This window comes from Acetobacter sp. DmW_043, from assembly GCF_002153485.1.
Lineage (GTDB): Bacteria > Pseudomonadota > Alphaproteobacteria > Acetobacterales > Acetobacteraceae > Acetobacter > Acetobacter thailandicus.
Genome location: NZ_JOMN01000021.1, coordinates 1 through 24,021 on the forward strand (window position 1 = coordinate 1; position 24,021 = coordinate 24,021).

Below are 24,021 nucleotides of genomic sequence, written 5' to 3' on the forward strand. Positions count from 1 at the left end.
AATAATTTATGATTTATTTTATAGGTAATTATTTTATTATTATAAATAAAATAATTTTTTAAAATATTTTATTTTTATTTTTTGGGGTATTAAAACTATATAATATGGATTTTTTTAAATAATTATTTTTGTAATATTTGTAAATAATTATGAATTAATATCCACAATATGTTGTGATGGTTCCAGGGGCGTTGGCAGTATACGAATTATATCCGGTCTATTTTAGAGAAATTATAAAAGAACAAACAATCAAAATATTTCAGGGTATTATTCAGTGAAAATAGCATCTGATACATCTTTTGTGCGAGGCTTCGCAGGTGTTAACCAGCTGTTCCAGCCTAGTCGAGGTTGAAATTCGTTGTCTGTATTGATCTTCGCAGGAAGACGCAGAGCAGGGACACCAGTTTTTTTAAGGATTGGCCTTATAATAATCTGCAATTCAGGTCCGGTATAAGCCTTTGACATATTTATTATTTTTTTAAATAACTGACCTGTTGGTATCAGACTTTGAAATGTTGTCAGATCAAGCGGGCCAATCCACATTGTAAACTGCGACTGATAATTGAGATAACGTTCCCCGATAGTCGCATTAACGCCCAGCTGACTGAAATTGTTCAGATCTTCCCTGCTATATCCTGTGACAGGTAAACGGCTTTGCTGATCGCGTTCTATTTTAATGCGGAGTGGGGTGAATTCTTCAATGCGTACAGGCAGCTTTAACCAGTCACTTAAAAGGGAGCGAAGACACTCTGTTGAACGGGGCATAGAAGAAAAATACCCCGAGTAAAATTTAACAGTATCGGCATTTACTCCGAGTGACCGCGCAGTCGCTGATGACTGAAAACCAGCTATCGCTAAAAGAACTTTAGATATCTGAGCGGCATAAGGTGCGCTGCCTGAATTTTCGGGAAGGGTATGCCCACTGGCAAGGCGGTATTTAATGCCACTTTCTGCGTAGTGTATGAGCGGGCGTTGTATGAGGAGTTCAAAAAAATCGCTCAGAGCTGAAGCGCGCCGGCGATGCTCGGCTGTCAGCTCCATAGTGTAGTGTAGCGGTAATACCCCGGTAGGGCCAGTTAAGCCAATTGGGGTAACTGTTGTATGAAATGTTGTATCGTTTTTTTGTATCGCGGTGATGTCAGTTGTCGGGTACGCGGTGCCCTGGGGAGAGTGAAACCGGATAGTACTTTGTATGGGAGCATTTTTTCTGTCGCGCAGCATCAGTAATACCGCGGCATCAAAACTGAACTGTCCGGGCTGTTTTATGAACTGAGCCATGAGCCCGTTATCAGGTGCTTCGGGGGGCTCTGTGATCACAGCTGGTGGTGTATTTGCCCGGACAACAGGTGAAGTTGTCAGGGGTGTCTGTGGTTTCAGATCTTCCTGCGTGTTTACATTATCTTCTTCTGTCAGGCAGATGACCTGTGTGGTGGTTCCTGACGGAATGCCAGAGCTGTTCATAATAGCGACCGTGTGCCACAGCGTGGTGGAAATTGCGTAACAATGCCAGGCTTGCCCTGAAGCATGACGCATGTGCGCACAAATGAGTTGATGCTGACATGCAGGGCCAGAAAGCGCTCCAGAATACTGGCAAGAAGATAAGAGCTGCTATCTTTCCAGGCGACCGGATCAAAGGTCAGTGTAACATCAACGCCGCGTACAAAGCCACCGGCACGTGTGCCTGGCAGGCGGGCATGACCAGGGCGGGTACTGACGTCAACAAGGCCGCTGATAATACGGCGTGTTTCCAGCGTATCACGGCAGTCATAAAGTGTGAGCAGGTCGTGCAGAATACGTGGTCCGGCATCATGCTCTGTCAGAGAGATATGTCCCAGAGCCAGGTGTGAAATCAGCCGCCAGGTATTATCACCCTCAAGGGAGGGGCGAAGTGTCGCTGAAAAAGGCATCAGGCAGGTAACCTGTCTGATAATATCAGTCATGGCTGGCATACGTAACGCAGGTTCTCCACCACCAAAAGGCAGACGTTCAGGCAGGTTACGGTTAGTACACAGAGCATCAATCATCAGAATTGAATTTGCCGGTGAATTGGGGGCAAGGTCTGGTAAAACAGGAGCAAGATAAACCTCACTGCCTGTTATGTCAGCCGGTGCGGGCCTGCGGCTGAGGGTATAAGAGATTGAGTGTTGATTTGTCAGCTCTGCTTCGTGGGGATTACGCTGATAGAGCGGGCTCCAGGTCTGTGCAGTGCCATTCCCCTGTATTTCTCTGACGCGTTGCACGCTCCAGATTTCGTAATGCTGTGGATCGTGCAGGCTGCCTGATACGTGATAGTTAGTATTTTCATGCGTGAGCGAAACAGGCTCACAATGGTGCGGGAACAGGTTAATGATGGGTACGCATCCTGGTATCAGAGCTTCCTGTGGCAGAGTCCGCTCAAGTTCAGGTAATGAAATATCAAAATAGACAAAAATTTCCATTTGCCGACTGTCATGGACGAGTGTGCGGGCATCCAGTCTGTCAAATTCCACAAATAAAAATTTATCGGGAAATGCGAAATATTCTGTCAGAAGGCGAAAGCCTGAGAAGGATCTTGCCTCCCATGGTAAAAGAGCATCGTTCTGCTCAAAACCACATGGCTGTAAAGCTGTTTTAGGTAAAAAAGTTGCTGACGGATCGTTGGGGGAGGCTGCACAGGCAAAACATATTGTATGTCGGCATAACAGTTCAAGAAGAGCGAAGCTCTGCCCTGGCGATGATCCACGCAGAAAAAATTTTAACTTATCAAGGGAAAGATCAGAAAAAGAGATGTCTTTTTCAGTTGTTTCCAGAACAATACGTAAAACAGACCTGGCGCCACGGGTGAGTGGGCTGGCCGGGGCTGCCAGTGGCAGTCCGGACAGGGTCAGGCGTGATACCCTTACAGGCCACAGAGAAGTGTCAGATGTGGTGGAAAAAAAGCAGGGTTTGCCACCAATCGGGTCTGTTGCGACAAGGGTGCCACGTGGTACAATTTGTCCGTGCGTATTAGTGCCCTCGCGTGCAGTCAGAGAGATAATGGAGGCCGCCGGAACGGGCGCAAAATAATGCGGGTATAATATCCCCAGCAATCCTTCTGTCAGCTCGGGGAATTCATCATCAAGTCGCTGATGCACTCTGCCAGAAAGAAAAGCCAGGCCCTCGAGGAGCCGGGCAACATGGGGGTCATCAACAGTATCAGCACTAATGCGCAGGTGAGCGGCAGCTTTGGGGTTGGCCTGTGCAAAATCAGCGGCAAGTGTACGCAGTGCTGAAAGTTCACGATTATAATAACGAAAAAGAAGATCATCCATAGTGTCAGACCACTTCGTTTAGCAAAACATCAGCATGTGCTGAGGCCAGGTCAATAACCGTGTCGAAACAGATCGGTGTCTGCAAAGGCTCCACGTGAAGTAAAGCATCAATTCGCAATTTAAGAACTCCGTGACTACGGTCACGTTCTTCTCTGAGTGCGACCCGCACATTATTCAGCCGCGTTTCAAAGCGTGTGATCGTTTGTTCGATAGCAGCACGCAGCATTTCACGGTTATCCTGCTCCCCCAGCTCGCCAGAGGTGAAGTCAGGTACACCATAGGTTAGTAAAGAGCGGCGCAGGTCTTTTTGCTCTCGTGATGGCTGATACCAGCAACGTCGTGAGTTGAGCAGGAGAGAAACATCGCGTAACACAGCATTTTGTAGTGTTTTAATGCCTGTACGTGAGTTTGTAATACTGGCCTGTGATGCTTCGGGTGCCGTAAGGCGGTCAAAAACGGAGAGTCTGACAGGCGTGTTGTGTGTGTCAGACTGACGTGAGTTCTGGCTTGCCGGCTGTCTTATGCGGTCTTTGCGCTTATTCATATTTTAAACGTCAGCTCCCCGATATCATACAGGGTCAGCCCCTCATCACCAGCGAGGAAGAGGCGCTGCCCGATACCGCGAGTAACATCTCCATCAGTCCATTCTGTCATCTGTCCGGTTAATAGTTTGCCGCGTTCTGGCAAGTGCTCGGCCAGAGCCGCAGTCGCTCCGTAAATAGCGGGGATGTAAACAATACCATCAGGCCCGTTTGTGATGTTCAGGTGGCACCCTCGCCAGTACAAATCACGGTGACATTTTACCGGAAGGAAAGAGGCGCTTTCAACGCGTGAGAATGGTACCTGAAAATAGCGTCCCGTTGTTGTCAGCACTTCAAGGGCGCCGGCACACAGGTCATCAGTATCCCGAAAGTCAGAGAATTCAGCTTTGTTAGTTTCTCCCGGAGCGTGTGGACGTATGTTTTCGGCTTCTTCCAGTGTGGTTGCTGCCGCTACGTTGTCCTGTGCATGAAGTTCGGTCAGAGCACGCAGGCAGAGTGCCTGAGCGGGCTCGCAGCCCTGCAAAAATTCTGGTTGCTGGCCACTGCTCCAGTAACTCTGGCGCGAAACCTCAGCCCTGAGTAACTGCCGGCACTCAGCAATATATAATGCTGCTTTAGTGTCGAGTTTTTGTAAAGCGTCAAGAACGTTGTCAGCTCTCTCAAACTGGTTGCTGAACAGAAGCATTTCAAACAGTCTGAAGCGCGCCTGGCTTTGTGTCGGGGCTGCACGTACGGCGGCAGTGGCCAGCTCAACAGCATGTTCCGGATTGCCGCTGCGAAAAGCTTCAGTAGCAGTTGTGCTTATACTGTCAGACGTCATGAGAAACTCCGGTAATAAATCACTAAAATATATCAGGCTGCTGGACCGGTGAGTTCGGTGGTCAGGCTAAAAGCAATGTTCATCTGGTCAAGCTGGTAGCGTGGCTTAAGGTGAACCACGCAAAAGAAGTGTCCCGGGTTATCGGGTTTTTCAGAAACTTTTACTTTACTGTCGATCAGAGGATATCTGGCTCGGGTTTGCTCTGAAGCATGCTGACTATTGTTGGTGTAGCTCATCAGCCAGTTTTGCAGACGGCGTTGCAGGGCATCCTGACTGGTTATGCTTCCGATTGCCGACCGGCCGAGAATTTTAATGTAATGGGCAAAACGTGAGACACAGAGAAGCATATTCATTTGCAGAGATAAGTGGTGATTGACTGATGCAGCACTTTCTCCGCCTTGTGCTCTGGCGATACTACTGACCGAGCTAAAGCAGGCTTCCGGACCGAAAGGCAGAGAAACAAGAGGCATAAAGCCTTCGTTGCTCAGTGCGCGCTCCTGCCCGGGGGAGAGTTGCAGGTCAAGCGGCGGGTAGTGCCACACCTGGTGTCTGTCAGTAGCAGACGCTTCACTTATAAGGTCTGGCACCAGACCACCACCTGTGCGGCCGATGGGAACACCACGAATGTCTGCCGGCCAGTTATAGGTCATCTGTGCACGAATAACGACTGATGCAAAGGCATAAGCAGCAGAGGACCAGAGGCGTTCTTTATTATGGACAACCCGCTCTCTGTAGAAAAAACCATCACGTCGTGCCGGGTCATGACCCCAGGGCAGGCGCGCCAGTACACGTGGCAGGCAGGCACATAAAAAACGCGCATCAGCCTGACGACGCAGCATTTCCCACCGGCGTTTATCTGTTTCTTTAAGAGAGGCGACAAGATCAACAACAGTCGCGAGATCGCAAAAGCGTTCAACACCAAATAACACAGGTGAAACACCCAGAACCATAGGACAAAATGCGGCCGCAGCAATGCCCGCCAGGCTGTTAAGTGCGGCAATATCGTCGGTTGAAGGGGGGGCGCCCGGCCTGCGTGGGGCTGGTGTATGACGAAACTCATGGTCGATAACCATCAGGCCAAAAGGTTCGCCCCCGGCCTGACCAAATTCTTTTTCATAAATCAGTCTGAATAGTGCGCTTTTATCAAAATCAACGGCATTTTGCAGATCACGGCAGATTTCCGGCCAGCTGACAGACAGCATTCTTACAAAAACCCGTGACTCGGGAGATAGTCCTCCTGTCAGCCATAAAAGACCGCGCCATGCGCTTTCAAGTTTTTGAAAAGATTCGTCGTGAAGTATGATGTCAAGTTGTGTGCTCAGCATACGGTCGATACGCGTAATGTCGTAATCAATCATGTCGCAGATCAGCTGTGGATCATGACGTGCCTGACTTAGCGTATCAATGCTGAACCACTCTTTCAGCCCCTGGTAACCAGGAGCTGAAAGAAAGGCGATAAAAGATTCCGTCCCTGTTTCCTGAAGCATAAAACGTCCTGAAAGGATCGTATCACGCAATGCAGGAGGTGAGTCGGAAGCAGGTTCAGTCACGGGATGTTCTCAGCTTTTCTGAGGAACCCGTGCCACCATACGCAGACTGGTGGTCAGTTCTTCCAGTTGCAGCCACGGACGCAGGTAGGCAACCGCGTTGTAGGATCCTGGGCTGCCAGGAACTTCACGCACCTGAACACGAGCCTCACGCAAAGGGTATTTTGCTTTATTCTCGGCTCCGGCATTTTCGTTGGTATTGACGTAGTTCATAATCCAGCGGTTTAGCCAGATTTCGCAATCCTCAGCTTCTGTAAAAGACCCGAGCTTGTCGCGTGCCATCACTTTAAGATAATGAGCAAAGCGGCTGGTTGCCATAACGCAGGGCAGGCGGGTTGAAATACGGGCGTTGGCTGTGGCTTCAGGGCGTTCGTATTCTTTTGCTTTTTGTGTGCTCTGCGCGCCAAAAAATACTGCGTAGTCATGATTTTTATAATGACAAAGTGGCAGGAAGCCCAGCTGAGACAGCTCGTGTTCACGGCGGTCAGTAATGCCAATTTCAGTCGGGCATTTAGTGTCGAGGTCACCGTCATCAGACATGAAGGTGTGTGAAGGCAGGTTTTCCACTTTGCCACCACCTTCTGCACCCCGTATCGTGGTGCAGAAGCCTGTACGCGCGAATGAATCTGTCATACGAGCCCCCATGACGAAGGCGGCGTTCATCCAGCAATAGTTGTTGTGTGCTATGGACTCGGAGCGACCGTTTGCATCCTGCGGGGCTTCTTCATAGTCGAACTCGTCAACCGGGCGGGTTGTGTTGCCATAGGGCAGACGTGCCATGACGCGGGGCATGACAAGGTTAACAAAGCGGCTGTCTTCGCTGTCGCGGAAACTACGCCATTTGATATACTCGGCACTATCAAAGATTTTGCTCAGATCGCGCGGTTTCGCCAGCTGAGACCAGTCATCAAAACCGAACATCGCCGGGCTCACTCCCGAGATGAAAGGAGCAAAAGCTGCTGCACTAACGTTGGATATCTGACGCAGGGTCTCGACATCATCCGGGTGGTTATTCCATTCATAATCACCAATCAGTGCACCATAAGGTTCACCTCCTGGTGTTCCGAATTCGCTTTCGTAGATTTTGCGAAACAAAGAGGACTGGTCAAATTCAGTCGCGCGGGTCAGATCACGGTTCAGCTCACGTTTGGAGACGTTGAGCAGTCGGATCTTAAGATTGGAGCTAGTTTCGGAATTGTTGACCAGGTAATGCAGGCCACGCCATGAGCCCTCAAGTTTCAGAAAGCGCTCATCATGTATGATTTCATTAAGTTGTTCTGAGAGTTTCTGATCAATCTGCTTAATAGCCCGTTCAATCGTGCGGTTCATATTACGGTCAAATCTGATCGTGCCTGCCGCGGCCTGCTCTACCAGTGTGCGAACCAGCTCTTCAGCACGATCTGGTTCTGTCTGCTTTGTTGCAGCAACAACCTGACTCAGAAAGGATGCTGAGGTCTCCTCAGTTTTGCCTGAAGTCGCTGACTTTGAGTGTGATGTGGTTTCAGACATCAGTTAGCCCTTCTCTTTACCGGCAAGTTCTTCAGTCACACTATTTAATTTATTATCCTGTTGCAGAATCTGTTCGAGCAGCTGCTCAAGTTCTTCAGAGCGATCAGCTTTACTCATCAGGTCACGTAATTTGTTGCGTGTTTCGAGAAGGGCCTTAAGTGCTGGTACCTGGTCGATAACCTGTGCAGGTTCAAAATCAGCTGTGGAGTTAAACTTCAGATCAGTAACAAGGTCAGAACCGTCATTTGTCAGGGTATTGCGTACTGACATATGAAGGCCCGGGGCCAGTCGGGCCATAACCTCATCAAAATTATCCCGGTCAATCTGAACAAATTTACGTTCAGCCAGCGGGCGTAATGGTTTGCGCGGGTCGCCTGAAAAATCTCCCATAACGCCAACGACGAAAGGAAGTTCTCTTACAATTTCGGCACCTTCTGTTTCCACATCATAGGTAATGTGGACACGCGGTTTACGAACGTTCTTTAATTTATCATGCACACTGCCGCTCATATGATTACCTCATTCTGGAGTATTATTTAAGTTTCGACAGAATCAGTTATATGTATTCTGGTGTGCATTATGTTCGCTTTTGTTTATTTTTCCAGAACATGATGACTGTCTTAAAATAAAACCGGAGAGAAATAAAAAATATTTCTTCCGGTTTTTAAATATCTGAACCAGAAGGTGCAGAATTTTATAATCAGGTGTTTGCTTTTGCTGTCGCCAGATCGTAGGTGATTACTTTCTGACCGCCCTGGCTGCCATCAGCATTCATCTGATAGGTTTTGACCGTGACGTGGTTGAAATTAAAGGCCAGCGATTCGTGAGGACGGTCGCCGCTTGAAGAGTGAGAGTAAGAGCTGATAATGGCCTGCTGAAGTTCCAGCGACAGGTAAACCTGCTGCTGATCTTTGTAGGTACGTGTAAAGTCGATTTTGATAACTTTATCACCATGACCTGACAGAGCCTCGCTCATCAGGTCACCGGTCGACATATCATTGTTCTTTGTAACGATCACTTCACCAACGCTCGGTGCGCTTGACTCACGGTCAGCTGTCGAACCAACGCTGCTGGAAATGCCTCGACCGACACCCCATTGAAACCCGGTCAGTTCGGTCCATCCTTCGTGTCCGGCTTCGGTAACGTTGCCTTCAACGCCTTCGTACTGCATATAGATAGCCACGGCCGTCTCTCACCCTGATTAAAAATTAAAGTTCTGTTATAAAAGGCCGCATTTCTAAATTTAAGTCAATAAAAAGTTGCCCTATTATGAAGTTTTTTTCATCTTCACGGGCGGTAAGTCTTTCAAGAATATATCGTGAAAGAGCTGGCAGGAGCGTGTCAGCAATAACTCTTTCCAGTGCACGTGCGCCGGCACTTCCTTCTTCGCAGCGATTAATCAGCATTTCTCTGACCGATTCTGCAATTTCAACGGTGACGCCAAAGCGTGTCTTAACCCGGTCGCGCACGCGGGTCAGTTGCAGGTCAACAATACGCAGTAATGTCTCGCGGCTCAGAGGGATGTAGGGGATAACCTTTGTCCGCCCGAGGAAAGCAGGTTTAAAGGATTTTTGCAGTTCTTCATAAACCAGCTTATCAACTGTTTCCTGTGGCGGGGCTGTTTCAGGGTCAGCATACAGGCTCGAAATTAACTCTGTGCCGGCATTAGAGGTCATAACGATCAGGGTATTGCGAAAATCAATATTACGTCCTTCGCCGTCCTTCATGTGTCCTTTGTCAAACACCTGGAAGAAGATTTCCTGCACGCCGGGATGTGCTTTCTCCATTTCGTCGAGAAGCAGCACAGAATATGGCTTGCGGCGCACAGCTTCAGTCAGAATGCCGCCTTCACCGTAACCAATATAGCCGGGGGGGCTGCCCATCAGCAGGCTGACTTTATGCTCCTCTTTAAACTCAGACATATTGATAATGGTGAGGCTTTGTTCTCCACCATAGAGCAGGTCTGCCAGAGCCAGCGCGGTTTCTGTTTTGCCCACACCGGATGTGCCGGCCATCAGGAAAACACCTACGGGTTTACGTGGGTCATTCAGACCGGCGCGTGAGGTCTGTACGGCAAGAGCAATAGCGTGAAGAGCATGGTCCTGCCCGATGATGCGCTGTTTCATTGTCTCTTCGAGAGAGAGCACAGCCTGAAGCTGGTTATTTTGCATGCGTCCGAGCGGAATGCCGGTCCATTCTGAAACGACGGCGGCAACTGCATTATGGTCTACCATGGGGAAGATCATTGGATTGTCACCCTGAACGATTTCAAGGCGGGCCATTGCATCACGATAGGCTGTGCTCAGAGCGGATTTATCTTCTTCTGAATCTCTGCTCAGCTGGGTCTGAAGAGCCTCAAGTTCTGTAACAAGGGCATATTCCTGTGCAGCTTTGTCAGCCAGAGCAGCGCGACGATTTTCTTCGGTTATACGTTGTTCCTGTAATGTAGCGAGATGTTCTTTCTGACTGGCTTTGTCGAAAATACTTTCTGATTCAAGAGCGCTGATTTCTGTGTTCAGCATACTTAGTCTGCGCTCGCTGTCTTCAAGCTGAGCCGGAGTGGTATTCTGACTCATGGCGACGCGCGCGCAGGCTGTGTCGAGCAGGCTCACGGCTTTATCCGGCAGTTGTCGTCCGGTGATATAGCGTGCTGAGAGAGAGACAGCGGCGTGGATGGCATCTTCAAGGATCAATACGTTATGATGCCCGCTGAGTGTTTTGGTCAGGCCACGTAACATTGCGGTGGCTACCGGGATGCTCGGTTCGTTTACTGCTACGGGCTGAAACCTGCGTGTCAGAGCAGCATCTTTTTCGAAGTATTTTTTATATTCCGCCCAGGTGGTGGCTGCGATAACGCGCAGGTTGCCCCGGGCGAGAGCCGGCTTGAGAAGATTAGCAGCATCACCTGAGCCTGTTGTACCTCCGGCACCTGCACCTATCAGAGTGTGAGCTTCATCAATAAATAAAATGACAGGGACAGGAGCGGCATCAACGTCGGCAATAACGTCTTTCAGGCGGTTTTCGAATTCACCTTTCACACCGGCTCCGGCCTGTAGCAGGCCCAGGTCAAGGGTGAAAATACGGACGTTTTTTAAAGCTGGTGGTACATCACCGTCTGCCAGACGCTGGGCGAGTCCTTCGATCAGAGCTGTCTTACCAACACCGGCTTCACCGACCAGAATGGGATTATTCTGACGACGGCGCAGAAGAATATCCGCCATTTGTCGTATTTCACTGTCGCGGCCCAGGACAGGGTCAATTTTTCCTTTTTCAGCCTGAGTGACAAGATCCTGTGCGTAGCGTGATAAGGCGGCTCCAAAGCGTTTATCGTCATGCACCGCGTCTTGCGTATCTCCTGATATTTCCCGGGATGCCGGGGCAGGGGGCACTTCGGCACTTGCCTGGCAAAAAGACCAGACTTCAGCTTCGGTGCAGCGAGACACAGCACCAAGTAGTGGCTTAAGTGCGTTGCGCAGACTCAGGCAGTTATCAGTATCTGCTGCCAGAGCAAGAAGCAGATCGGCTGAGCGTATTGCGGTGGTACTTCTGTTAACCGATGCGCCCAGCCAGGCTGATTTTATCAGGCGAACAATATCGGGTGAAAGGCCAGGTGCTCTGCCATTGCCGGTTTTCAGACCCGCGAGAATGTTCTCAAGGTGGGTAAGCAGAGGTGCCGGGTCCAGGCCAAGTGTTCTGGTAATGTTGAGGATATCATTGTTTTCAGCCTGGAGGAGGAAACTGAACCAGTGTTCGGCCTCTACATCGTAGTGCGTGCGTGATACTGCCATGCCAGCGGCGTTTTCAAGCTGACGACGACATGTATCGTCTAAACGTTGTACAAGTTTAGACAGTTCAACAGGCCTCATGCTTTTTTCTCTTTAATGTGTTGCAGTGCATAGCGAAGCAAACACCGCCTGGGGGTGGTCAATCTTATGAACAAAATGTCATTAAAATAAAGGCATATTATTTACAATGAGATAATACTCAGGTCAGAGGATTTATCTGGCCGGAGTCTGCTGGCGTGCTTTGTTTCCGGTCTTTTTGATTTTTTGAACATGAATCTGATAATAAAATTTATCGCCAAATTTATGAATAAATGTTAATATTATAACCGGATAAATTTTATTAGCCTTTAAAAGTTGTATTGAATGTCAGTTATGTCCCGCCCGGCGCCACGGCTGGTTATTGTCGTGCCCTGTTATAATGAGGAAGAGGTTTTCTCTTCCTGTCTGACAGAGCTGAGAAACAGCATTAAAGAAATGGTGCAGGATAACCTCATAAAAAAAGATAGTTTTTTATTATTTGTCGATGATGGCAGCTGTGATCAGACATGGAGATGTATCCGTGAGGCCTGTGCTGAGGGAGAGTGCATTCAGGGTGTTAAGCTGTCGCGTAATGAAGGGCATCAGGCTGCTCTGCTGGCCGGGTTGCATGTGGCAGGTCAGCACTCAGATGCTGTCGTCAGTATAGATGCAGATCTGCAGGATGATGTTCAGGCTATCAGGAGGATGGTGAAGGCTTATTGTGCCGGTTATGATGTGGTTTATGGTGTGCGTGACAGTCGTCAGACAGATACATGGTTTAAAAGGACAACGGCTGAAGGGTTTTATCATCTGATGGCGCTGATGGGCGTTAAGCAGAAATTTAATCATGCTGATTACCGTCTGCTCAGCAGTCGTGCGCTCAAAGCTTTGCTCGATTATAATGAGCGCAATATCTACATTCGCGGTTTGATTCCTCTTATCGGTTTTCCTTCTCTTGAAGTGCGCTATGACCGTGGTGTGCGTATAGCCGGTGAGTCGAAATACCCGTTACGTAAAATGCTGGCGCTGGCGCTGGAGGGTATAACCTCCATGACTGTTGCGCCGCTGCGTCTTATTGCTTCACTGGGTTTTCTGATCTGTATTTTGTCTTTGCTCGCTATTTTATACATTTTACTGATAAAAATAACCGGACATACCATCGCAGGCTGGTCCTCAGTCGTTCTCTCAATTTTCTTTATGGGAGGGGTGCAGATGCTTTCACTGGGTATTATCGGTGAGTATATTGGTAAAATTTATCTTGAAACGAAACACAGACCTCGTTTCCATATAGAAAGCGTCATGGAGAACGGAGCAGAAAAATAGCTTGTTCTTACTCCGTCTGAGTAACAGCAGGTAACCCTGTGTCGCTGCTCTGAAGTCAGGGGTTGGCGACCGCAGAGTTAATGGCGTTAGTGCAGTCGTTTGTGCTGACCTGTATGGAGCTGTTGCTTGCACAGGCCTGAATTGTTTCAGAGCGCTGCTGTTTGTGCTGTGTATACCATTCGAGCGTATGTGCCGGGTTTTGTTCAAAAACTGGTGCAGGTGGCGGTATATCAATTGAGGCATCAGGAGAAGTCTGAGGCGTGTTGATTTTATCTTTTTGTGGTGGTTTTGCATAAGATGCTCCGCCTGAAATAAGGCAGGCGATACTCATTGCTATAAATTTCTTTTTCATCGCGGGCACCGGAATTCTGATAAAATAAAAACAGTTATTATCTGCTTTATGCACTTTTACAGAAAATCGGCAAGATTAACATCATTTTGCAGGTCAGATTATATTTTATTCGTAGTATTCGGGAGATAAACGGAGCTGCTGTATCTGTTGAGGGTCATGAAATAAAATAAGCTGAGCTGGCAGCGTTTCAGCAAGTGTTTTGATCCGCAGAAGAGAGGACAGAGCTTCATTCTGGTCAGCGCATGAGCCCGGAGGCAGAGACTGATTGAAATTTTCCATCAGGTCGCCAGCATCAAAGGTCAGGAGCAATGCACCACTATGCTTCAACTGCACCAGAGCAGACTGATGCCCTGGCGTGTGCCCTCGGGTGTCGAGCAGAGTCAGGCCAGGAAAGGCGTCCCAGTCTCCCTCTCTGAAATCCCATCTGATCGTGGGGCTGTTAAAATCTTCGGCAATACTGGCAAAATAGTCAGCGCCCATAGCAGCATCATAATCTCGCTTTTGTACTGAAACCCGCGCCTGTGGGCAGTGTTTGATGTAACCGGTGTGATCAAAATGCAGGTGAGAGAGAATAATCCAGCTGATATCAGCCAGTGTAATACCAATTTCAGCTAACTGATTTTTCAGGTCATGCTGAGTGCGTACGATCGGAGGGATCATACCCTGTGATGTAAAATATGTGTGCAGCCTCTGTGGGTCTGTGACGTGCTGAGGGTCCATGCCTGCATCGAGCAAAATCCATCCCTGTGTCGTGTCGAGCAGGTAAGCACATATAGGCTCGCTGATCATAAAGCGGTTATCGGCACCGCTGACAGAAATATATTTGGGTATGGTTTCGTAGCCGCATAGCAGCACATAGAGGCGCTTTATCGCTGTCATACGTGCGTAATCCCTGCTTTGCGGTGTTCTCCGGCACGGTAATACCGGCGTAGCCCGTTCTCCCATTCAGGGTCGACCGGTGAGGTACCATGGTTTTTATCCAGAGCAGCTTTGATCAGGTCGTTGAGGGTCCGCTCCAGGTCGGGTTTTGAGACGGTGATGCACTGGCCATTTTTTACAATGGTTTTGCCATTAACGACCAGCGTGTCGATGTCCTGGCGTGTCAGCCGTGTCAGCAGCAGGTCAGGTAAGGCGGCATCAGGCACGGTATGCCTCATAATGCGATCTGTGCGTGCAATAACAAAGTCGGCCGGTGCGCCTTCAAGGAGAGTTCCACCGCTATCCGGGCCCAGAACGGCTTCACGACCACCGCGCAGAAGGGCGTCATAACAGTGCGTTAACAACATGCCTTTGTCGGCAACACCGTCTATGCCAGCATCAAGTGCCTGTGCAACACCACGCAGCAAACGGGTTTCTCGTAAAATATCATGGTCATCTTCCAGTGACATGCCATCCAGCCCGACTCCGAACGTAATAGCGTGGCGCAGTACGCCAGCGATGGGAGGGAGACCTGAAGAGAGGCGAAAATTTGAAGAGGTATTACACGCAATCAGCACCCCGCGCTGTGCCAGCAGCTCAAGCTCGTACTCGCGCAGCCAGCAGCAATGCGCCAGAGTGAGGCGGGGTGAAAGCAGGCCGATTTTGTCAAGCCAGAGGATAAGACCTTCAGGAAATTGTGCGTCGGCCCATTCACGCTGTAAGCGTGTTTCAAAAAAATGCATATGTACCCGGCGTCCGGTCGAGGCTGAAAGAGCACTTAGTGTTTCGAGTGTCTCCCGGTCAGTCCATTGCGGGCCGACAGGGCCATACTGTACGGTAAAAGTCGGGCTTTCCAGGCGGGTCAGAGCATCAGTGATGGCGAGACCTTCCGCCAGCGAACGTTTGTGACGCGGTGCAGAAAGCTGGGGATAGCGGGAGAGATCAGGCATATACCCGCCCAGAGCTGCATTATCGCCGTAGACAAAAGGGTTTTCACCAGCAAACGGAACAGCAAAAGCGACTCTGATGCCGACATCACGGGCAGCAGCAGCGACTCCTTCTGCTTCTTCCAGCAGGGCCCGACCATTTTGCGTATTGTGGCAGTGCACAACAGCGCCAATGCCTGCTTCAGCCATGTTTGCAAAGGCACAGGCCGCATTAAGGTAAGCCTGCATACGTGGCTCAACCCCCAGGCGCGACAGCCAGAGTTCCAGTGGCCCGTCAGGAATGCCAGCTGACAGGGTAGGCACGCCCCGACCATGATCATGCGCATTGGCAAAGGCGGGCATGGCAACACGGCCAGCCCCCTGTTGAGGTAATATCTCGGGTTGTAGCGCGCACAGGCGACCATCACGGGTTGTAATACGCTGGTTAAACAGCGGAGCATCATGACCGGGTCGTGTCAGCACAAATTCTGCTGACCATTCTTCAGTTTGTGTTGCAGAAGATGGTGCTGATGAGTGGTTCATGTTCCGCTGTCTTTTCTTAATGGTTTACTGGTTAAAAGGAATATTGGGGGTTGGTTTCTGAATGGGCCCCGGAGGGGGCATGTCGCTGCATGATGAGGCAACCGGGCTGCCGTTCATAATGTCATGCGTAAACTGCTCTGAATCAGGCAGTGAGTAGTTGACTGCACCGCTATGCGTAATGCCGGGGTATTTATGCCACTGTACAACACTGCCGGCTTTACAAAGTGCGAGAGCTGCACCGTACTGACCAGTTGTACCGGCCATGTTGTCAGCAAGCCCGGTGCCTAAGAAAACCGGCACAGTGAGATGCCCGTCAGGCAGTTCAAAATAACGGGTCATGTCGCGGTCATAGGCTGTGATGTCGCGAGATACGAGTTCTTTACCGGTTTTGATATTCAGCTTTTTAGCTTCGCGGAAGAGATCATGCAGGCACCCGTTATGGGCAACTTCAAGCATTTTCTTTCCTTTTTCAGAAAAGAGAGATGAAGGGTCAGTCTCCGGGTGAATAGCCTGGTCTGTGCCAGCAAGGCGTAGTGTAGCGAAAGCAGGGTCCATCGCATCAACAGTTGTATAGCGCTTTTCGTTTAGCTCTGGTGTGTCCTGATGTATTGCAGTAACTAAGCCTGTCAGCACAGCTCCTTTGACATTGAGGTCAGGTGCATAGTGTGGAAAAGCCCATGTTGCAGCAAGTGCTGCGCCCCCTCCCTGTGACTGGCCAACAATCATTGCTTTATTTTGTATATCGAAATGATGCTGCTTCAGCACAGCTCGTGCTGCATCAAGCAGGCTATAGGCTTCGGGGCGGTATAACAGATAAGGGTGTGTGCCTGGTGTACCCAGTCCCTGATAGTCGGATGCGACAACAGCAAAGCCTCGTTTCAGCCATACATTCAGATAGGCCTGGTCTCTGGCTGCAGGGCCCATCCATGATGGTGCACAGACATCAGCCACTCCTGTTGTGCCATGTGCCCAGATAACCAGTGGCCACCCGCCTTTGGGAGCCGGGCCGGAAGGGATGAGGATATACCCTGAGACCGGCACTTTGTTTTCGGGTTTCATTCCATCGGTTGAGCTGTAAAGAATTTTAAAAGCTTTGCCTGTATCAGCTGGCAGCCAGGTTGCTTTGAGAGGTTCTGAGCGCAGCATTGTACCCGGGGCATCTGTGACCGGGCCAGACCAGTCATAAAACGGTGCAGGAGGTGCAGCCATGCTCTGCACCGGCAGGCAGATTGTGGAAAGCATCAGAAGAGAAGAGAGCAGCGATGGAAATTTCATGTCAGATCCTGTGAGGTGACAGAGAGGCCGGAGAGAGGGTAAAAGTTACGATATCAGAATATATCAAAATATTCCCGTTGTTCCCATTCAGAAACTTCAAGTTCATACCGCCTTATTTCAGAGCGTTTAATTGCAATCAGGTAATTAATAAAAGTATCACTCATAGCCCCACGAAAGAGAGTGCTTTTATCGAGCGCATCCGTAGCCTGTGCCAGTGTGGTGGGTAGTAGCGGAGCCTGTGTTTCATATGGTGCATCGGCGGGTAGTCCAGGGTCAGCGCTGGTTTTCAGACCGTCCATCCCGGCAATAATTTGTGATGCCATATAGAGGTAGGGGTTTGCCGCTGGCTCTCCTACACGATTTTCAATGCGTGAGGCTTTATCGTGAGGTGCAGAAAGAACGCGCAGCATAACACCACGGTTGTCAATACCCCATATGGCCCGGTCAGGGGCCAGAGAGAACGGACGGTAGCGTTTATATCCGTTAATTGTTGGTGTGGAAAAAACACTGCTTGATTCAGCATGTTTTAAAAGTCCTCCAAGCCATGCCATGCCGGTTGAAGAAAGCTGATCTTCAGCTTTTTCGGGCATAAAAATATTTTTCCCGTCAGGCGTGCACAGAGACTGATGAAGGTGCCACCCGCTTGACATGACAGAAGGCAGACGAGGCCGGCACATAAAGCTGGCATGGTAGCCGTGTCTGCGGCAAACCTGTTTTACAGCAGAGCGAAACAGAATCATGTCATCGGCTGGTTGCAGGCCTTTATCGGCTTTAAAAACCATTTCGACCTGCCCTGGTCCAAATTCGACCTCTAGCGAAAGCAAGCCGAGTCCAAGTCCCTGAACAGTTTTACGCATGACCTCCATCATCGGGTCGATCTGATCGTAATTCAGTTCTGTCAGGTAGTTATAGCCCCGGTGAGACAGGGAAACGTCAGGTGGGGCCGCTGGCTGACCTGCATCGTCAGGGTGCAGGCGTTGATTTTCAATGCGGGTGAGGTGAAACTCGACCTCCAGCCCGGCCATAAATTCATAGCCCGTCTCAGCCAGGCGTTGCAGCGCATCACGATAAATATGTCGTGTTGCATAAGGTACTTTTTCACCATTTTTATAATACAGATCACACAGCATCCAGCCGGTATGTGGTGCCCAGGGTAGTACCTTAAAGCTGGTCGGGTCAGGTATCATGCACATGTCAGCAGAGCCCTGAACCGCAGAATCCTTAATGGTATTCTGTGCTGAAAAAACAGAGATAACAGTACGATGAGCTGTGTCTTTCAGCAACAGAGAGGAGGCAAGAGAGATTCCACTGCTAAAAGCGGTGCCCAGGGCGTCAGCAACAAGTGTTTTGCCGCGTAAAATACCATGCTGATCAGGAAAGCAAAAGCGAATAACCTGAATGTTTTCTGCACGCACCTTGTTTGCTACCTCTTTGGCCGTGCGTTGCTGTTTTTCAGTCCATAGTCCATGCTGCTGAATAAAGCTCATCGTCGAACCCCCTTATATCTGAACGGCGGCCTGGCGCCATGGAGCCGCAGACCGGCGGCGGGCATCAACGTCTTTCCAGTAATCCTCTGTGTTGCTGGCGGGGCCTACGCCATCCATCGTTGCAGGGCCCTGTATGGCTGCTGCCTGAGTGGCATTTAGTACCATCAGTGGTTTTTCACCGCGCTCGACCTGATCAATGGCCTGATTAAGCATGCGACGGTAGGCGATAATTCCTTTATCCGTCTGGCCCAGATGTTCACGGGTACGGTCCTGTATCGGCCCCTGTGATTCTACGGCCCACTGATCGTGTACGTTAATATCATCTCCCATACCGGTGTAGGTTTTGCTGGCCTGTTCGCCAGGGTCAAAGCCATAGTCGTTGGCGCGCCCTACACGCGGGCGGTAGTCCGGCAGCGTATAAAGCTTCAGGCGCTGCTCACGCATATGGTCTTTATCGACCGGTTCTGAGAAGCTGGTGAAAATAGCATACCAGTAACAGCTGGTATCATTAACAGGTACATGCCACTGAGTTATGGTCATTTCGCCTGAGAGCGGAATAACGAAAGCCTGTGGGAACAGAACATTTGTGACGCGCACATGTGTGTTCTCTTCGCTCATAGCGCGTGTGGCAATAAGCTGCAGGCCATAGTCGGTTGTGTCGACTGTAATATCGGGGCAGTCAAATTCACGCAGAACGCGGGTCATGGGCATTGTGCTGTTGGCAGATGTTGCACGAAACTGACGCCCGTAAGAGGATTCGGCTTCATCATCTTCAAAAAAACGATGCAGAAAGCTGGCATGAGCCGGGTCAATACCGACTTCAAGTGCCTGAAGCCAGTTGCATTCCATCAGCCCCTTAAATGCAAAAACATAGTTGTCAGGGGCAATAAAACAGTCAAGATCAGGAAAAGCCGGAGGCTTACCTTCACCAGGAAAAGCAAAAATAATCCCGCTTTTTTCAATAACCGGATAGGATTTTTGCTTAATGCGTTTGCAGAGGGTGCTGCCTTTTGGCTCCGCCGGAGTCTGGAGGCAGTCCCCGTTAACATCGAAAAGCCAGCCATGAAACGGGCAGCGTAGCCCGCCATCCTCAAGGCGACCAAACGCCAGGTCAGCATTGCGGTGCGGACAGTCGCGGTCAAGCATGCCCAGTGTGCCGCTTTCGTCACGAAAAATGACAAAATGCTGCCCCAGCAGTTCGACGGGGCGGATAGGACGCGGACCTTCAAGCTCGACTGAAAGGGCTACAGGCTGCCAGTACTGGCGTAACAGCTTGCCTGCCGGCTGATCTGCCGTGATACGCGTGATCCTTGCATTTTGTTCTGCGCTCATCATGTGGACGTTCTCCTGTGGCTGATGAGTAAAATGAAATGTTTTCTATGTGAACATATTTTTTTTATACGAACATTATGCTTGCAAGAAATACGGAAAGGATGCAAGTTTGTTTTGATATCGCGACGAACTGAGTCTCATCGGGGTTATCGCGTTACTGTTATTTTCACGTTATGGAACACCTGAGTATGCCAGAACTGATTTTTCACCAGCGTGATGGAAGCGTTCGTAAAGTGGATGCCAAAAGTGGTGTCAGTGTCATGCAGCTTGCCATTCAGGCAAATATTCGTGGAATAGACGCTGAATGTGGCGGAGCCTGCGCCTGTGCGACCTGCCATGTTTATATTGATGAGAGTTACTCTGATCGTTTGCCGGACCTGACAGACGAAGAATCTGAAATGCTTGAAGGCGTTGCAGCTGAACGCCGACCCAACAGCCGTCTGGCCTGTCAGGTCATGGTTGATGACAGTATGGATGGTATGGGCATAGAAGTGCCCGACAGGCAGTTCTGATGTCGGCGGGGACGGTCATTATTGGTGCATCGCATGCAGGGGTAACCTGTGCAGCTGCCCTGAGAGAAGCAGGTTATACTGATCGTATTCTTCTTGTCAGTGAAGAAGAAGGTATACCCTGTCATCGTCCGCCTTTGTCAAAAGGGTATATGACCGGTGCTGTCAGTGTAGATTCCCTTCCTTTAAAAAGCGCGTCTTTTTATCAGGAGGATAACATTGATCTTCTGACAGGAGTAAAGGTAACAGCAGTAAACCCCGGGCAGAAAAATGTTGTGCTGAGTAATGGTAAGATAGTTTCTTACAATTATCTTGTTCTGGCGACAGGGAGCAAACCCAGGCCATGGCATGGAGCTGATTTACCAGAGCACGTTTATACGTTGCGTACCGTGCAGGATGCCTCGAATATAGCCAGAAGAGCAGCTTCTCTTTCTGGTGCAGTGGTTGTTATTGGCGGCGGTTATGTCGGGCTTGAGCTTGCCGCAACATTACGAACGCACTTTAAAAAAGAGGTGCATATTGTTGAAATGGCGCCACGTCTTTTGCGCCGTGCCGCTTCAGCAGAGTTGTCTGAATATGTTGCAGAGCTACATAAAAAAGCAGGCAATTCTCTCCATTTATCATGTCCGGTAAGAGCCATTAATGCAGGACATAAAACAATAATAGATGTCGTGTTGCATGATGATACTGTCATTAATGCAGAAATGGTTATTCTGGGCACAGGTATTGTGCCAGAACAGACACTGGCGGGTGAAGCGGGCTTAGCGTGCCAGGATGGTATTGTTGTTGATAAATTCTGTAAAACTTCCGATGAATTTATATTCGCAATTGGTGATTGCAGCAGGTCTCCTGTCGCACACCATGCTCAGACATTAAGATTAGAATGTGTGCAAAATGCGATGGATCAGGCGCGGGTTGCAGCTTCAGTTATTGTCGGCGAGGCGAAAGAATATGCTGCTGTGCCGTGGTTCTGGTCTGATCAGCTTGGAGTAAAATTTCAGACGGCAGGTATCATAGAGGATGGTATGACCTGCGTCGTGAGAGGAGAAAAATCTTCAGGAAAATATGCACTTTTTCATTTTTATAGCAATGGTCGACTTGGAGCGGTTGAAACCATAAATCAGCCTGCGTTGCATATGCTTGCCCGAAGATTACTGGCTGCTGAGATAAGCCCGGATATGCAGCAGGCAGGTGACGTTCAGTTCGATCTGAAGGGGCTTATTGGGAAATAAAGTATAAGCAATTAATACTTGAATTTTCTCAGTTAATATTACGTTATTTTTTGTTTTTAATTTAATAAATAGAATATTTGTTTTTTTATTTATTTGTTTTTGATAACGTTGATTGTTTCGTTTTCAAAATAAATTGCGGTTTTTGTGTTTGTCAGGAGATGAGTTTTTCACTCTGTCATGGGGGAAGGGTCAGTGATGCGTTACAGTAGAAAGTTCGTTTTGTTGGTTAGTTGTGTTTCTCTGGTAACGCACGTTGCAGCCGAAAGGGCACATGCAGCGGTTACGCATAAAACGGTTAGCCCGCGTAAAAAAATACAGGTGCCGGTTGATCAGAATAAAAAAGTTCCTCGAAAAGAAATAGGAAGTCGCAATAACGAGTATCTTGAAGTGCATGGTTCAGGGGTTATTTCGGCAAGTGGGGTAACTGGTCAGCAGTTTGGCGGTGGTCTGATGACCAAAGAAACAGGCGATAAGTCTGTTAGTACTGTGACGCGGGATTTTATTGCTAAACAGTCGCCTACTCAGTCTGCTTTTCAGCTGATGAAGCTGACACCTGGTGCTAATGCGGCTTCATCTGATCCATTTGGTATGCAGTTTGGTGGTGGTGGTTTCTCAGTCCGTGGACTTGATGCTTCACAGATGGGCTTTGTTTATGAAGGTATTCCGGTTACGGGGTCATATAACAGTATTGTTAACCCCTCTGAGTGGGCTGATACTGAAAATCTTGAAAAAATAAGTCTGGAGCAGGGTTCTCCCGATGTGACAACCCCAACAGTCAACGCATCCGGCGGTGTGATGACATTGTTTACACGTAACCCTTCACATAATTTTCATGTGATGGCCGACGCAACCGGTGGGTCATATAACATGGCGCGTGGGTTTATGCGTGTAGATAGCGGTGACCTTGGGCGTTCGGGAATCCGTATGTTTGTTTCTGTGTCGCAGACAGAGGCAGATCATACGCGTGGTGCCGGTCATGATTCAAAAACACATGTTGACGTTGGTGTTGTTAAAGACTGGGGAAAGCAAAGCAATACAAAGCTGACAATCACTTACGGTAACTTTAATATTTCTAACTATAATTATCCTACGGCCGCACAGTTTAAAGCAGGGCCTGGATATAATTATACTAAAGACTATGACAATGGTACAAATTCAAAATATTACAAGCTTCACCAGAACCCCTATGAAGCACTCCTTGTTTCTGCGCCGACAAAACTGAAGCTCACAGATCAGCTGACGTTCAATTTTACGCCTTATACATATTATAACTATGGCACAACCGGCTTTGGGGGTGTTGTATCAGAAGATGCTGTTTACAGTGGTTTGAATAAATACCAGGTTGACCTGAACGGCGATGGAAAAATTGGTGGTTCATCAATGGTGTATGAACCTTATATCGAGCAAACATCACGCTCCGGGTTTAATACAAACATGGCTTATGCGACACGGCATAACACTCTGACGTTTGGTTACTGGTTTCAATATGAAAATGATAATCTTTTTTCACAGTATGGTCGTGTAAAAGCAAATGGTTCGCCAATGAATCCATGGGGTGACAGCCACTATTACAGGCAGGCTGATGGCAGTCCGTATTATCTGATGGCGTCTCATTCATATATTACGACTAATGTATTATATATTGCTGATACACTCTCATTATTTCATGATAAGCTGAAAATTACAGCAGGCTTTCGTGAGGCAATGGTTAACCGCCAGGGGACAAACTCACTTCCTGGTACTCCTTATCATATGGGTGTTAATACGGCTGAGCCTCTTCCAAATGTTGGTATGACTTATACTATTAATTCACATCATCAGTTTTACATTAATGGTAGCACGGCTTTTCGTCTTCCTACGACCAATGCAATGTATGAAAGTACCTATAATGGTGCTGTAACCGGCGCAGCTAACCTCAACCTTAAGCCTGAATATACGATTTCTGAAGAAATAGGGTATCGTTATACCTCAGATAAGGTAATGGCCCGTATTGCATTCTTTAATTATAATATGACTAATCGCCTTGTCAGTACAATGATTTACCGTGGTAACCAGCAAATTCCGTCTCAGCTGAATGGTGGTGGACAGCATGCGCGTGGTGTAGATTTTGAGCTTGGCACAGCACCTATTCATCATTTCCGCCCTTATATGTCAGCTGAATATCTCGATGCTAAAATTGATAATAACCTTTATGTCGGTAACAATGCACTGCCGACAAAAGGTAAAAATGCAGTTATGGCACCAAAATATCAGCTTGGCTTTGGCCTTGATTATGATGATGGTACATGGTTCGGCAATGCTGGTATTAAATGGGTTGGTAAGCAGTATTCAACATTTATGAATGATGAATCCATACCATCCTATGTGCAGGCTGATCTGACAGCAGGGTATCGTATGCATAATATCGGATTTCTCAAGCATCCTGAAATTCGCTTAAATATCGTTAATCTTGCTAATAACCACTATCTTTCCGGGGTCTATAGCGTCCAGTCTAATGCTGTGGCAACAAAAGGCGTCAATGGTGGCACTGTCGCGAAAAGTGGTACACCGTCTTATTACGTTTCTACACCGTTTATGGCCATGGCAACGGTATCAGCAGGTTTCTGATATCTG

At 48.7% G+C, this 24,021-nt stretch carries 19 protein-coding genes; 4 read left to right on the plus strand and 15 right to left on the minus strand.

Annotated features, from left to right (window positions below; genetic code table 11):
* Window positions 1-267: 267 nt before the first annotated feature.
* The 9 genes from tssG to tssH form a co-directional block, all read right to left on the minus strand.
* Window positions 268-1,461 (minus strand): type VI secretion system baseplate subunit TssG, encoded by a 1,194-nt coding sequence (gene tssG / locus HK11_RS07190; protein WP_158092792.1) that lies wholly within the window; start codon window positions 1,459-1,461, stop codon window positions 268-270.
* Window positions 1,458-3,290 (minus strand): type VI secretion system baseplate subunit TssF, encoded by a 1,833-nt coding sequence (tssF, locus tag HK11_RS07195; protein ID WP_086554678.1) that lies wholly within the window; start codon window positions 3,288-3,290, stop codon window positions 1,458-1,460. The genes tssG and tssF overlap by 4 nt, the downstream gene beginning before the upstream one ends.
* Window positions 3,291-3,294: 4 nt before the next feature.
* On the minus strand, window positions 3,295-3,834 hold the full coding sequence (gene tssE, locus HK11_RS07200; RefSeq protein WP_086554679.1) for a type VI secretion system baseplate subunit TssE: 540 nt from the start codon (window positions 3,832-3,834) through the stop codon (window positions 3,295-3,297).
* Window positions 3,831-4,652, minus strand: coding sequence for a type VI secretion system accessory protein TagJ (locus tag HK11_RS07205; protein ID WP_086554680.1), 822 nt, complete (start codon window positions 4,650-4,652; stop codon window positions 3,831-3,833). The genes tssE and HK11_RS07205 overlap by 4 nt, the downstream gene beginning before the upstream one ends.
* A 32-nt stretch (window positions 4,653-4,684) precedes the next feature.
* Window positions 4,685-6,202: a type VI secretion system contractile sheath large subunit gene (gene tssC / locus HK11_RS07210; protein WP_086554681.1), complete on the minus strand. Its 1,518-nt coding sequence runs from the start codon at window positions 6,200-6,202 to the stop codon at window positions 4,685-4,687.
* Between the two features lie 9 nt (window positions 6,203-6,211).
* A complete protein-coding gene (tssC, locus tag HK11_RS07215) occupies window positions 6,212-7,708 on the minus strand; it encodes a type VI secretion system contractile sheath large subunit (protein ID WP_086554682.1) in 1,497 nt (498 codons plus the stop codon).
* Window positions 7,709-7,711: 3 nt separating this feature from the next.
* Entirely contained in the window at window positions 7,712-8,218 is a 507-nt protein-coding gene (tssB, locus tag HK11_RS07220; RefSeq protein WP_086554683.1) for a type VI secretion system contractile sheath small subunit, read from the minus strand.
* Window positions 8,219-8,408: 190 nt separating this feature from the next.
* Window positions 8,409-8,891, minus strand: coding sequence for a type VI secretion system tube protein Hcp (locus HK11_RS07225; RefSeq protein ID WP_086554684.1), 483 nt, complete (start codon window positions 8,889-8,891; stop codon window positions 8,409-8,411).
* A 25-nt stretch (window positions 8,892-8,916) separates the two neighbouring features.
* Window positions 8,917-11,574 carry a type VI secretion system ATPase TssH gene (tssH, locus tag HK11_RS07230; RefSeq protein WP_086554685.1) on the minus strand — a complete coding sequence of 886 codons (2,658 nt, stop codon included), beginning with the start codon at window positions 11,572-11,574 and terminating at the stop codon, window positions 8,917-8,919.
* Window positions 11,575-11,856: 282 nt separating this feature from the next.
* On the opposite strand from tssH, the gene HK11_RS07235 reads away from it, so the two are divergent.
* A complete protein-coding gene (locus tag HK11_RS07235; protein WP_086554686.1) occupies window positions 11,857-12,834 on the plus strand; it encodes a glycosyltransferase family 2 protein in 978 nt (325 codons plus the stop codon).
* A 55-nt stretch (window positions 12,835-12,889) separates the two neighbouring features.
* Here the strand turns inward: HK11_RS07235 and HK11_RS07240 are convergent, their stop codons facing one another.
* The 6 genes from HK11_RS07240 to HK11_RS07265 all read right to left on the minus strand — a co-directional run bounded on the left by HK11_RS07240 (window position 12,890) and on the right by HK11_RS07265 (window position 19,670).
* On the minus strand, window positions 12,890-13,186 hold the full coding sequence (locus HK11_RS07240) for a hypothetical protein (protein ID WP_086554687.1): 297 nt from the start codon (window positions 13,184-13,186) through the stop codon (window positions 12,890-12,892).
* Window positions 13,187-13,291: 105 nt separating this feature from the next.
* On the minus strand, window positions 13,292-14,065 hold the full coding sequence (locus HK11_RS07245; protein WP_086554688.1) for an N-acyl homoserine lactonase family protein: 774 nt from the start codon (window positions 14,063-14,065) through the stop codon (window positions 13,292-13,294).
* Entirely contained in the window at window positions 14,062-15,573 is a 1,512-nt protein-coding gene (locus HK11_RS07250; RefSeq protein WP_086554689.1) for an amidohydrolase family protein, read from the minus strand. Before HK11_RS07250 ends, HK11_RS07245 begins: the two co-directional genes overlap by 4 nt.
* 24 nt (window positions 15,574-15,597) lie before the next feature.
* On the minus strand, window positions 15,598-16,848 hold the full coding sequence (locus HK11_RS07255) for a lipase family protein (RefSeq protein WP_086554690.1): 1,251 nt from the start codon (window positions 16,846-16,848) through the stop codon (window positions 15,598-15,600).
* 53 nt (window positions 16,849-16,901) lie between these two features.
* Entirely contained in the window at window positions 16,902-18,335 is a 1,434-nt protein-coding gene (locus HK11_RS07260) for a glutamine synthetase family protein (protein ID WP_086554691.1), read from the minus strand.
* Between the two features lie 12 nt (window positions 18,336-18,347).
* Window positions 18,348-19,670, minus strand: coding sequence for an aromatic ring-hydroxylating dioxygenase subunit alpha (locus HK11_RS07265; RefSeq protein WP_086554692.1), 1,323 nt, complete (start codon window positions 19,668-19,670; stop codon window positions 18,348-18,350).
* 185 nt (window positions 19,671-19,855) lie between these two features.
* Here HK11_RS07265 and HK11_RS07270 point away from each other — a divergent pair, with 185 nt between their 5' ends.
* The 3 genes from HK11_RS07270 to HK11_RS07280 all read left to right on the plus strand — a co-directional run bounded on the left by HK11_RS07270 (window position 19,856) and on the right by HK11_RS07280 (window position 24,015).
* Window positions 19,856-20,179 (plus strand): 2Fe-2S iron-sulfur cluster-binding protein, encoded by a 324-nt coding sequence (locus HK11_RS07270; protein ID WP_086554693.1) that lies wholly within the window; start codon window positions 19,856-19,858, stop codon window positions 20,177-20,179.
* Window positions 20,179-21,408 (plus strand): NAD(P)/FAD-dependent oxidoreductase, encoded by a 1,230-nt coding sequence (locus tag HK11_RS07275; protein ID WP_086554694.1) that lies wholly within the window; start codon window positions 20,179-20,181, stop codon window positions 21,406-21,408. The genes HK11_RS07270 and HK11_RS07275 overlap by 1 nt, the downstream gene beginning before the upstream one ends.
* Window positions 21,409-21,603: 195 nt before the next feature.
* On the plus strand, window positions 21,604-24,015 hold the full coding sequence (locus HK11_RS07280) for a TonB-dependent receptor (protein ID WP_158092906.1): 2,412 nt from the start codon (window positions 21,604-21,606) through the stop codon (window positions 24,013-24,015).
* The last annotated feature ends 6 nt before the right edge of the window (window positions 24,016-24,021 follow it).

What these genes read in the sequence shown, in the direction of transcription:
- tssG (WP_158092792.1), bottom strand. Translation starts at nt 1,461, where the DNA reads ATGAACAGCTCTGGCATTCCGTCAGGAACCACCACACAGGTCATCTGC.
- tssF (WP_086554678.1), bottom strand. Translation starts at nt 3,290, where the DNA reads ATGGATGATCTTCTTTTTCGTTATTATAATCGTGAACTTTCAGCACTG.
- tssE (WP_086554679.1), bottom strand. Translation starts at nt 3,834, where the DNA reads ATGAATAAGCGCAAAGACCGCATAAGACAGCCGGCAAGCCAGAACTCA.
- HK11_RS07205 (WP_086554680.1), bottom strand. Translation starts at nt 4,652, where the DNA reads ATGACGTCTGACAGTATAAGCACAACTGCTACTGAAGCTTTTCGCAGC.
- tssC (WP_086554682.1), bottom strand. Translation starts at nt 7,708, where the DNA reads ATGTCTGAAACCACATCACACTCAAAGTCAGCGACTTCAGGCAAAACT.
- tssB (WP_086554683.1), bottom strand. Translation starts at nt 8,218, where the DNA reads ATGAGCGGCAGTGTGCATGATAAATTAAAGAACGTTCGTAAACCGCGT.
- tssH (WP_086554685.1), bottom strand. Translation starts at nt 11,574, where the DNA reads ATGAGGCCTGTTGAACTGTCTAAACTTGTACAACGTTTAGACGATACA.
- HK11_RS07235 (WP_086554686.1), top strand. Translation starts at nt 11,857, where the DNA reads ATGTCAGTTATGTCCCGCCCGGCGCCACGGCTGGTTATTGTCGTGCCC.
- HK11_RS07240 (WP_086554687.1), bottom strand. Translation starts at nt 13,186, where the DNA reads ATGAAAAAGAAATTTATAGCAATGAGTATCGCCTGCCTTATTTCAGGC.
- HK11_RS07245 (WP_086554688.1), bottom strand. Translation starts at nt 14,065, where the DNA reads ATGACAGCGATAAAGCGCCTCTATGTGCTGCTATGCGGCTACGAAACC.
- HK11_RS07250 (WP_086554689.1), bottom strand. Translation starts at nt 15,573, where the DNA reads ATGAACCACTCATCAGCACCATCTTCTGCAACACAAACTGAAGAATGG.
- HK11_RS07255 (WP_086554690.1), bottom strand. Translation starts at nt 16,848, where the DNA reads ATGAAATTTCCATCGCTGCTCTCTTCTCTTCTGATGCTTTCCACAATC.
- HK11_RS07260 (WP_086554691.1), bottom strand. Translation starts at nt 18,335, where the DNA reads ATGAGCTTTATTCAGCAGCATGGACTATGGACTGAAAAACAGCAACGC.
- HK11_RS07265 (WP_086554692.1), bottom strand. Translation starts at nt 19,670, where the DNA reads ATGATGAGCGCAGAACAAAATGCAAGGATCACGCGTATCACGGCAGAT.
- HK11_RS07270 (WP_086554693.1), top strand. Translation starts at nt 19,856, where the DNA reads ATGCCAGAACTGATTTTTCACCAGCGTGATGGAAGCGTTCGTAAAGTG.
- HK11_RS07275 (WP_086554694.1), top strand. Translation starts at nt 20,179, where the DNA reads ATGTCGGCGGGGACGGTCATTATTGGTGCATCGCATGCAGGGGTAACC.
- HK11_RS07280 (WP_158092906.1), top strand. Translation starts at nt 21,604, where the DNA reads ATGCGTTACAGTAGAAAGTTCGTTTTGTTGGTTAGTTGTGTTTCTCTG.